This is a genomic window from Hymenobacter agri (assembly GCF_054778495.1).
The window spans coordinates 1-2,878 of record NZ_BAAGZM010000551.1 but is presented as its reverse complement, the minus strand read 5'-3'; the positions used below and the strand labels follow the sequence as shown (position 1 = coordinate 2,878).

Here is a 2,878-nt window from a genome sequence, read left to right as displayed (position 1 = left end):
CCGGCACGGCCGCCGCGCTGCGCGCCCGCCCCAGCCTGGGCCCGCGCACCGATACCACCGTCACGGACTCCATTCACTTCGCCGCCTACCAGCAGCAGTACAGTACCAGCCTGCTGGCCCGCAAGGTGCTGGTGCGTCCCGGCCAGCACTACAGCCTGGCCAATACTGTGCAGACGCAGCGCCTGCTCTCCGACCTCGACATGTTTCGGTTCAATACCGTGAACTACCGCAAGGTGCCCGACCCGCCCACGGCCGACAGCACCAGCCTGCACCCCAGCACCGGCGAGCTGGTAGCCGTCATCAATGCCTCGCCGGCCCCGAAGTATTCGCAAACCACCGAAGTGGGTGGCACCTACGTGGCCTACCAGCCCGGCCCTTTCCTCAACCTGCGCCTGAAAACCCGCAATCCATTTGGCGGGGCCGAAGTGCTGGAACTGGGCCTGCGCGCCGGTTTGGAAGGCCAACTCACTCGCGTAGGCGTGGACGAGGGTAAAGCTCCTGACGCTGTATATACTGCCCAGTTAGGTGCTACTGCCTCGCTAGTGTTACCGCAATTTCTGGTGCCTTTTCGCACCAACCGTTTTCTGACCCGGTACAACCCCAAAACGCGCTTTCTCCTTTCAGAAACCTTCGTCGACCGACCGGAGTACTCTCGCTCAAACTTTGAATTTTCATTCGATTACATCTGGCAAAGGTCAGTCTTTCATCAATATGTTTTCTCCCCGGTTGTAATGACCCTGGTGAACTCACAAATCAAAGACCCTAACTTTGGTAAACAGCTGGAATATCTGCGCGTGACAGAAGGCTCGTCGTTATACCGCTCATTCAGCAAGCAGATTGAGCCCAGCTTTAGCTTCACTTCGCTCTACAATTCCAACGATTTCAACCAGACCCGCGACGCCCGCTACTTTCGCCTGTTTGCCGAGCTGGGCGGCCTCACGCGCGGCCTCTACCAGGATGCACTGAAGCGCCAAACCGGCTTGAACGTGTACGATTTTGCCCGCCTCAGCGCCGATTTCCGCCGCTACCACCACCTCACGCCCCAAACCTACCTGGTGTGGCGATTGAACGGCGGTGTAGTGCACGCCCTGAGCCGCACCTACGACGACGGCACCAATGCCGATGCTTACATTGTGCCCTACGACAAATCATTTTTCGCTGGCGGTTCTACCAGCCTGCGGGCCTGGCAGCCTCGCCGGCTGGGGCCCGGCGGCTTTACGCCCACCCGCGCCGACGGCTCGCGCGACTACCTCACCGAGCAACCCGGCGAGTTGCTGCTCGAAGGCAGCGTGGAGTACCGATTCCCGGTTTACGACTTCATCAAAGGGGCTTTCTTCACCGATTTCGGCAACGTGTGGGGCCTGCAGGAACGCAAAGATGCCAATGGCAACTACCTGCGGCCGGGCGCGCAGTTTCAGCTCAACCAGTTCTACCGGCAAATTGCCGTGGGCTCGGGCTTCGGCGTTCGCTTCGATTTCACCTTCCTGATTCTGCGCCTCGACCTCGCCACCAAAATCTACGACCCCACCGCCCCCGTCGACAAATGGGCGCTGCGCAATTTCAACAAAAGCGCCAACCCCGTTTCGTTCAACCTAGGTATTGGTTACCCGTTCTAAGGGCGGGTTTGCGCAGAACGAAACCAGACAGGACCAAAGAGGACGTCATGCTAAGCTTGTCGAAGCAGCTCTACCGCAGCAGTAATTCATTTACTATTGCGGTAGAGCTGCTTCGACAAGCTCAGCATGACGTCCTGGTTTTTAACCCAATGCTTTAATACTCCAGCAGCTCCCCCAACGCTACCGCCACTTTCGCGGCGCTGGGCAGCATCTGCCGCTCCAGCTCCACGTTCAGGGCAATGGCGGGCAGGTTGGCCGCGCCCAGCGTGAACACCGGCGCATCCAGCTCCTGGAAGCAGTGTCGCTGAATGCGCCCGGCCAAGCTCTCAGCGAAGCTGTTGAGCAGCGGTTCTTCGGTGAGCACCAGCACCTTGCCGTGGCGGCGGGTGGCGGCCGTCACGGCCTCGAAATCGATGGGGTTCAGCGTGCGCAGGTCGAGAATTTCGACCTGGCCGGGGAAGTCGCGGCTGGCGGCTTTGGCCCAGTGCACGCCCATGCCGTAGGTCACGACCAGCGCGGTGTTGCCGCGGCGCAACTGCTCGGCGTCCGCTTCCTGCGCCACGGCGGCCCGGCCCAGCGGGATGACGTAGCCAGCGGCCGGCTCCACGGTTTTGGCGTCTTCGGTGCCGGGCACCTTGCTCCAGTACAGGCCTTTGTGCTCGAGCATGATGACCGGGTTAGGGTCGAGGAAGGCGGCGCGCATCAGGCCCTTCATATCGGCCGCGTTGCTGGGGTACACCACCTTGATGCCGCGAATGGTGAGCAGCGTGCTTTCGATGGAACCCGAGTGGTAGGGCCCGCCCCCGCCGTAGGCGCCGATGGGCACCCGAATGAGGGCCGGAATCGGGAACTTGCCCATGGTGAGGTAGCACGATTTCGACAGCTCCTCCACCAGCTGGTTCAGCGAAGGCCAGATGTAGTCGGCAAACTGAATTTCGACGATGGGCCGCGCGCCCACAGCCGCCATGCCGGCCGTGCTGCCCACAATGTAGGCCTCCTGAATAGGCGTGTTGAACACCCGGCGGTCGCCATACTTTTTGGCCAGAAGGGCAGCTTCGCGGAAAACACCGCCCAGCTCGCCGCCCACGTCCTGCCCATAGAACAAGGCCTCGGGAAACTCACGCAGAATGTCGTCGACGGCGTGCAGGGCGGCATCCACCATCAGAGCTTTGTCGGCCCCAGCGGGGCTGCGCTCGCCGGCTTCGGCCGTCACGGCCGGTGGGGCAAACTCGTGGTCGGCGAAGGTGGCCGGGTCGGGGTTG

At 61.7% G+C, this 2,878-nt stretch carries 2 protein-coding genes; one reads left to right on the top strand and one right to left on the bottom strand.

The annotated features are described in order from the left end of the window. Positions 1-1,616: BamA/TamA family outer membrane protein (locus ACYVDE_RS19180; RefSeq protein ID WP_460503149.1), on the top strand; the 1,616-nt coding region annotated here is incomplete at its 5' end. Positions 1,617-1,770: 154 nt separating this feature from the next. Here the strand turns inward: ACYVDE_RS19180 and ACYVDE_RS19175 are convergent. After that, the coding region (locus ACYVDE_RS19175) for an alpha-ketoacid dehydrogenase subunit beta (RefSeq protein ID WP_460503148.1) at positions 1,771-2,878 on the bottom strand (1,108 nt) is incomplete at its 5' end.